We start from the raw sequence: 7,714 nt of genomic DNA on the forward strand, positions 1-7,714 counted from the left end.
CGCGGCTGGTGACGCTGACCGGGGTCGGCGGGGTGGGGAAGACCCGGGTGGCGCTGAATGCCGCCGCCGCACTCCAGCCCGGCTTCCGTGACGGGGCATGGCTGGTGGAGCTCTCGCCGCTGCGCCAGGGCGCCCTGCTGGCGCACACCATCGCCGAAACCCTGCCGCTGGCCGACCAGACCACCCGCCCCATGATCGACGTGCTGGCGGAGTACCTGGCCGAGCGGGAGCTGCTGCTGGTGCTGGACACCTGCGAGCACCTGACCGATGCCTGTGCGTTCGCCGCGGAGGCCCTGCTGAGGGCCGCGCCCGGGCTGCGGATCCTGGCCACCAGCCGCCGCGTCCTGGACGTGGTGGGCGAACGGGTCCTCACGGTCGAGCCGCTGCCCGTACCCGAGGCCGACGACGCGCGGGCGGGCACGACGGATGCGGTGGTCCTGCTGACCCTGCGCGCCCAGGAGGCGGTGCCCGGCTTCACGGTCACCGACGCCGACCGCGCGGAGCTGGTACGGCTGTGCCGGCGGCTGGACGGGCTGCCGCTGGCGATCGAACTGGCCGCGGCCCGCCTGCGCGATCTGCCGGTCCGGGAGCTGACCGCCCGGCTGGACGACCGCTTCGCGGTCCTGGGCGACACCGATGGCGTTGCCACCGATGCCGATCCGCCCTGGCATCAGGCCCTGCGCACCGCGATCGGCTGGAGCCACCAGCTGTGCACCCCTGCCGAGCGGCTGCTGTGGGCGCGACTGTCGGTCTTCGCCGGCAGCTTCGACGCCGAGACGGTCCGGCAGGTCTGCGCCGACGACCGCCTCCCCGCCCGCCAGATCCCGGCCGTGCTGGGCACGCTGGTGGAGAAGTCGATCCTGATCTGGGAGCCCACCGGGGGCGGCGAGCGGTACCGGATGCTGGACACCATCCGCGAGTTCGGGGCCCACTGGCTGCGCGGTCTGGGCGAGGACGACACGCTGCACCGCCGCCACCGGGACCACTACCTGGCCCTGGCCCGCCGGGGCGATGCCGCCTGGCTCGGGCCCGACCAGTTCGCCTGGTACGACCGGATGACCGCCGAGCACGACAACCTCCGCGCCGCGCTGGAGTACAGCCTGACCGAGCCCGAGGGCCATACCGCGCTGGAGATGGCCGCGGCACTGTGGTTCTTCTGGTACGGCTGCGGGTTCGTCAAGGAGGGCCGGCACTACTTGGACCAGGCCCTGGCCGCCGACACCACCCCCTCCCGGGCGCGGGCGAAGGCCCTGTACGCCTGCGGTCCGGTGCTGGTCTACCTGGGCGACCTGCCCGCCCTTGAGGAACGGGCCGCCGAGTGCACCGCCCTGGCCGCACACTTCGGCGACACGGAGCGGAGCTACGCGGCCCACGCCGACCTACGGGTGTCGACACTGCGCGGCGACCTGGCGCAGGCGGTGTCCCAGGCCGAGGCCCAGCTCGCCACGGACTGGCGTGAGGGACCACTCACCTACATTCCCCTGGCGTCCCTGATCCTCGGCGCCCACGCGCTCGTCACCGCGGGCCGCTTCGAGGAAGCCGTCGCCTGGCTGGACGAGCTGGGTGACATCTGCGACCGGAACGGCGAGCGCGGCGAGCGCGCCTGGGGCGACTTCGTCCGCTCCCAGGCCGAGCTGGGGCTGGGCCGGTTCCAGGAGGCCGACGCGCACGCCCGGGCCGCGCTGCTGGTCAAACACCGGCTGCGCGACGGCGTGGGCAGCGGCATGGCCCTGGAATCGCTGGCCCGCTCCGCCGCCGCCACGGGCCGACATCGGGACGCCGCGTGGCTGCTCGGTCTGGCCACGCAGCTGTGGGAGACACTCGGTCGGCCACAGTCGGGCGTTCCCACGCTGGTGGCCGCCCGCCAAGTCTGCGAACGCCGGACCCGCGAAGCCCTCGGCGAGGACGCCTACCAGCGCGCCTTCGACGCCGGCTGCACCACCGACCTGAACACCGGCATCGCCCACGTCCTCAACCCCATCGCCGCGCCGCCGCCCGTCCAGTAGCCGCCACCCGCCGAGGGGCGCCGGGAGCGGTCAGGCCGCCGCGTGGCCCGGGCCCGTGGGCCGGCCGCCCGGGTGGCGGTGGCGCCAGGTCCAGAAGACCGTGCAGGAGAGCAGGGACCAGCCGGCCAGCACCAGGTACGGGAAGACGTGCTGGTGACCGGGGAAGTAGACGGCCGTGTGCTGGGCGTTCACCGAGGCGCCCGGGGGCAGCCACTGGCCGATGTGGCCGAGTACGGACGGCAGCAGGGGCCAGGAGACGGCGCCGCCGGACGAGGGGTTGCCCAGCAGCACCATCAGGCCCCAGGTCGGCACCATCGCCCAGCGGCCGATCAGGGTGTTGAACATCGTGAAGACCATGCCGGACGTGAACATCGTGAGCGCGAGGATCAGCCAGGAGTGGACGAAGGGCAGGTTCAGCGCGCCGAGCAGCCAGTCGACCACCGCGGCGATGGTGAATCCGCCGAGCAGGCTGTAGGCGAGGGTGTACGCGATCCGCTCGGCCGGATTGAGCGCGCGGGCGTGCACGCTCAGCTGGATGGCGCCGACGAAACCGACGATCACCGCGGCGAGCGAGATGTAGAAGAGCGCCAGGCCGCGCGGGTCGCCCTGCTGCAGCGGCCGGATGTCCTTGATCGTGACCGGGACGCCGGTCTTCTTGCCGACCTGCGGCGCGGCCTGGGAGAGCAGCTGGCCCACCGTGGCGCCCGAGGCGCTGGACAGGTCCATCCGTACGCCGGACCGGTCCGCAGTGATGATCGTGAACGCCTTCTGCTCGTCGACGGCCTCGCGGGCCTTCGCGTACGTCGGGTACTCGTGCAGCTCCAGCGAGGCGTTCAGGGCCTGCTCCATGCCCTGGACGAACTTCTTGCCGCGGGCGTCGTCCGGCTGACCGACCACCGCGGCGGGGATGCGGTGCGGGGTCGGGTTCGCCATGGAGAAGGTGTACGAGCCGGCGAAGAGGCCGGCTGCGGTTGCCAGGATGAAGATCAGGACGGTCGCGGGCAGGAACGGCGACTTCTTGAAGGCCGCCCACTTCCCGGCCGCGGTCCGTGGTCTGCCGTGCGCGCCATGCGCGCCGGAGGGCTCGGCGTCGTGATCATCGGACATGGAAACACGCTAAAGCACCCATCGCGGACATTCTCTTCGGCCCGCTACGGGAGCTGCGCCGGCACCTCCCCGAACGCCCGGATCCGGCCGCCCCCGACCGTCTCCGGGTCCTCCCGGCCGCAATTCGTTCGCCAGTCGTTTCGGCGAGGTGAGATCCTGGATCGCGTATGTCCAGTCAGCCTGCCTCCGCCGCGGCCCAGGGCGCCACGCCCGAGGGCACTTCGCCCACCCTGTCCGCCCTGGGAGCGCAGCTCCCCGAGCTGATGCTGCGCGACCAGCAGCGGCTCGGCCGCCGGCTCGACGGCGCGCGCCGCATCCGCAAGCCCGAGGCCCGTGCCGCCGTACTGGCCGAGATCGCCGAGGGCATCGCCGAAGCACAGCTGCGCGTCGAGCAGCGCCGGGCCGCCGTTCCGGAGATCACGTATCCCGAGCAGCTGCCGGTCAGCCAGAAGAAGGACGACATCCGGGAGGCGATACGTGACCACCAGGTCGTGATCGTCGCGGGTGAGACCGGCTCCGGAAAGACGACGCAGATCCCGAAGATCTGTCTGGAGCTGGGCCGGGGCGTCCAGGGCCTCATCGGGCACACCCAGCCGCGCCGGATCGCCGCCCGTACGGTCGCGGAGCGGGTCGCCGAGGAGCTGAGGACCCCGCTGGGCGAGGCGGTCGGCTGGAAGGTCCGGTTCACGGATCAGGTCGGCGGGGACACCCTCGTCAAGCTGATGACGGACGGCATCCTGCTCGCCGAGATCCAGACGGACCGCGAGCTGCGCCAGTACGACACGATCATCATCGACGAGGCGCACGAGCGCAGCCTCAACATCGACTTCCTGCTCGGCTACCTGGCGCAGCTGCTGCCGAAGCGGCCCGACCTGAAGGTCGTCATCACGTCGGCCACGATCGATCCCGAGCGGTTCTCGCGGCACTTCGGGGACGCGCCGATCGTCGAGGTCAGCGGGCGTACGTACCCGGTGGAGGTGCGGTACCGCCCGCTGCTGGAGGAGGGCGGCGACGACGCCGACCGCGACCAGGTCACCGCGATCTGCGACGCGGCGGACGAGCTGCAGGCAGAGGGCCCCGGCGACATCCTGGTCTTCCTCTCCGGCGAGCGGGAGATCCGGGACACGGCGGACGCGCTCACCAAACGCCTGAACCGGGGCGGCGCGATCGCGCAGAACACCGAGGTACTGCCGCTGTACGCGCGTCTGTCGCACGCCGAGCAGCACCGCGTCTTCCAGCGCCATTCGGGCCGGCGGATCGTTCTGGCGACCAACGTCGCGGAGACCTCGCTGACGGTCCCCGGCATCCGGTACGTCATCGACACCGGCATGGCGCGCATCTCCCGGTACAGCTACCGCACGAAGGTGCAGCGGCTGCCGATCGAGCCGATCTCGCAGGCCAGCGCCAACCAGCGCAAGGGCCGCTGCGGCCGGCTCAGCGACGGCATCTGCATCCGGCTGTACTCGGAGGAGGACTTCGAGTCCCGGCCGGAGTTCACGGACGCGGAGATCCTGCGGACCAACCTGGCGTCGGTCATCCTGCAGATGACCGCGGCCGGCCTCGGCGACATCGAGAAGTTTCCTTTCATCGACCCGCCGGACCGCCGCAACATCAAGGACGGCGTGCAGCTCCTCGAAGAGCTCGGCGCGATCGACCCGAAGCAGAAGGACCCGAAGAAACGGCTCACCCAGATGGGCCGGAAGCTCTCGCAGCTGCCGGTGGACCCGCGGCTCGCGCGGATGGTCCTGGAGGCCGACCGCAACGGCTGCGTACGCGAAGTCATGGTCATCGCCGCGGGGTTGTCCATCCAGGACCCGCGCGAGCGGCCCGCCGACAAGCAGCAGCAGGCCGACCAGCAGCACGCCCGCTTCAAGGACGAGACCAGCGACTTCCTGGCGTATCTGAATCTCTGGCGGTATGTCAGGGAGCAGCAAAAAGCGCTCTCTTCGTCGGCGTTCCGCCGGATGTGCCGCAATGAGTTCCTGAACTACCTCCGGATACGCGAGTGGCAGGACATCTATACGCAGCTGCGTACGGTCGCCAAGACGATGGGCATCCACCTGGCGGAGCAGGACGCGGCCCCGGAGCACATCCACACGTCTCTGCTTGCTGGTTTGCTCTCGCATATCGGACTGAAGGACACGGACGCCAAGAACGAGTATCTGGGCGCCCGCAGCGCCAAGTTCGCGGTCTTCCCCGGCTCGGCGCTCTTCAAGAAGCCACCGCGCTGGATCATGTCGGCGGAGCTGGTCGAAACGTCCCGCCTGTGGGCGCGGGTGAACGCGAAGATCGAGCCGGAGTGGGTCGAGCCGCTCGCCCAGCACCTGGTGAAGCGGACCTACAGCGAGCCGCACTGGGAACAGAAGATGGCCGCGGTGATGGCGTACGAGCGGGTCACGCTCTACGGCGTACCGATCGTCGCCCAGCGCAAGGTCAACTACGGCCGGATCGATCCGGAGACCTCGCGCGACCTGTTCATCCGTAACGCGCTGGTCGAGGGCGACTGGCGGACCCACCACCAGTTCTTCCACGACAACCGCAAGCTGCTGGGCGAGGTCGAGGAGCTGGAGCACCGGGCCCGGCGCCGCGACATCCTCGTGGACGACGAGACGCTGTTTGATTTCTACGACCAGCGGATTCCCGAACACGTAGTGTCCGGGGCGCACTTCGACTCCTGGTGGAAGAAGAAGCGTCAGGACGAGCCGGAACTGCTCAACTTCGAGCAGTCGATGCTCATCAACGAGAGCGCCGAGGCCGTCACCAAGGACGACTACCCGGACTCCTGGCGGCAGGGGAAGCTGAAGTTCAGGGTCACGTACCAGTTCGAGCCGGGTGCCGACGCGGACGGCGTGACCGTCCACATCCCGCTCCAGGTGCTCAACCAGGTCACAGCCGAAGGCTTCGACTGGCAGATCCCTGGCCTGCGCGAGCAGGTGGTCACCGAGCTGATCCGGTCCCTGCCCAAGCCGATCCGGCGCAACTACGTGCCGGCGCCGAACTTCGCGGCCCGCTTCCTGGACACGACCGTGCCGCTGCAGGGCCCGCTGACCGCCTCGCTGGCTGCCGGGCTCCAGCGGATGGTGGGCGTGCCCGTCGACGCGGCTGATTTTGACTGGTCCAAGGTGCCGGACCACTTGAAGATCACCTTCCGGGTGGTGGACGAGCGGCGGCGCAAGCTCGCCGAGGCCAAGGACCTCGAAGCGCTGCGGCTGAAGCTCAAGCCCAAGACCCGGGCCGCGATCTCCAAGGCGTTCGAGCAGGCCGCCCAGAAGCAGGGCGGGCAGCCCGGCAAGGGCGGCGCGGACGCGGGCCCGGCGGGGCCGGAGCAGCGCACGGGCCTGACCTCCTGGACGATCGGCACGCTGCCGCACACCTTCGAGACGCGGCGCGCGGGCCAGCCCCTGAAGGCGTACCCGGCGCTCGTGGACGAGGGCACCTCGGTGGCCGTCCGGCTCTTCGACACCGAGGCGGAGCAGCGGAGCGCGATGTGGGCCGGCACCCGCCGCCTCATCCTGCTCAACATCCAGTCGAACCCGGCCAAGTTCGCGCAGAGCAAGCTCACCAACCAGCAGAAGCTTGCGCTCTCCAGTAATCCGCATGGCTCGATTCAGTCGCTCTTCGACGACTGCGTGACCGCCGCGGCGGACCGGCTGATCGCCGCGCACGGCGGCCCGGCCTGGGACGAGGAGGGGTTCAAGAAGCTCTTCGACGCGGTGCGGGCCGACCTGGTCGACGCCACGATGAAGACGGTGCAGCAGGTCCGCGAGGTACTGGCGGCCTGGCAGGCGTGCCAGCGGCGGCTGAAGGACACCACCTCGCCGGTTCTGCTGGACTCGGTCACGGACGTCCGGGAGCAGCTCGCGCAGCTCATCAAGCCGGGCTTCGTCACCGAGCACGGCGCCAAGCGGCTGCCGGACCTGATGCGGTACCTGGTCGCCGCCGACCGCCGGCTGCAGCAGATGCCCACCAACGCCGAGCGGGACCGCTCCCGGATGGCGAAGGTGAAGGAGATGCAGGACGAATTCGCCTGGCTGCTGGAGCAGTTCCCGGCGGGACGGCCGGTGCCGCAGCAGGCGCGGGAGATCCGCTGGATGATCGAGGAGCTGCGGGTGAGCTACTTCGCGCACGCGCTGGGCACCGCGTATCCGATCTCCGACAAGCGGATCGTGAAGGCGGTGGACGCGGCCGCTCCCTAGGCGGCGCGGGGCCTTTCCGGTGTGCGCTGGGTCACCGCCCGGCGCCGACCAGGGCCTTCCTCGGGAGCGAGTTCGACCGCACCCCCTGACCTGCTGTAGAGTCTTGCTTCGCAGCCACCGCGCAAGCGGAGGAAGCAGCAAGGTCCTGTGGAGCAGTTTGGAGTGCTCGCCACCCTGTCAAGGTGGAGGCCGCGGGTTCAAATCCCGTCAGGACCGCAGCAGAAAGGGCCCGCATCCGATCAGGATGCGGGCCCTTTCGTCGTACTCGGCTCGTACTCGGCTCGTACTCGGCTCGGGCTCGGCTCGGGCTCGGCTTGTACTCAGCCGGTACTCGGCTCGCGCTCGGCGGTCGGTTTTCGGCCCCGCGCCCCGCCGCGGACACCCGACCCGCCGCGCACGCCCGCC

Annotated in this window: 3 protein-coding genes and 1 tRNA gene; 3 read left to right on the forward strand and 1 reads right to left on the reverse strand. The window is 70.6% G+C overall.

The genetic code is table 11. The annotated features are described in order from the left end of the window. Window positions 1-2,006 (forward strand): ATP-binding protein (locus CCS38_RS02255; RefSeq protein WP_223731484.1); only part of this gene is annotated, 2,006 nt, incomplete at its 5' end. A 30-nt stretch (window positions 2,007-2,036) separates the two neighbouring features. Here CCS38_RS02255 and CCS38_RS02260 read toward each other — a convergent pair. Then, window positions 2,037-3,113: an ABC transporter permease gene (locus tag CCS38_RS02260; protein WP_223731485.1), complete on the reverse strand. Its 1,077-nt coding sequence runs from the start codon at window positions 3,111-3,113 to the stop codon at window positions 2,037-2,039. Between the two features lie 167 nt (window positions 3,114-3,280). Here CCS38_RS02260 and hrpA point away from each other — a divergent pair, with 167 nt between their 5' ends. Both hrpA and CCS38_RS02270 read left to right on the forward strand, forming a co-directional pair. Beyond that, on the forward strand, window positions 3,281-7,309 hold the full coding sequence (hrpA, locus tag CCS38_RS02265) for an ATP-dependent RNA helicase HrpA (RefSeq protein WP_223731486.1): 4,029 nt from the start codon (window positions 3,281-3,283) through the stop codon (window positions 7,307-7,309). Between the two features lie 141 nt (window positions 7,310-7,450). Beyond that, a tRNA-Asp gene (locus CCS38_RS02270) sits at window positions 7,451-7,525 on the forward strand. Window positions 7,526-7,714 lie beyond the last annotated feature (189 nt).

Origin of the sequence: Streptomyces purpurogeneiscleroticus, from assembly GCF_020024005.1 — a bacterium.
GTDB classification, from domain to species: domain Bacteria; phylum Actinomycetota; class Actinomycetes; order Streptomycetales; family Streptomycetaceae; genus Streptomyces; species Streptomyces purpurogeneiscleroticus.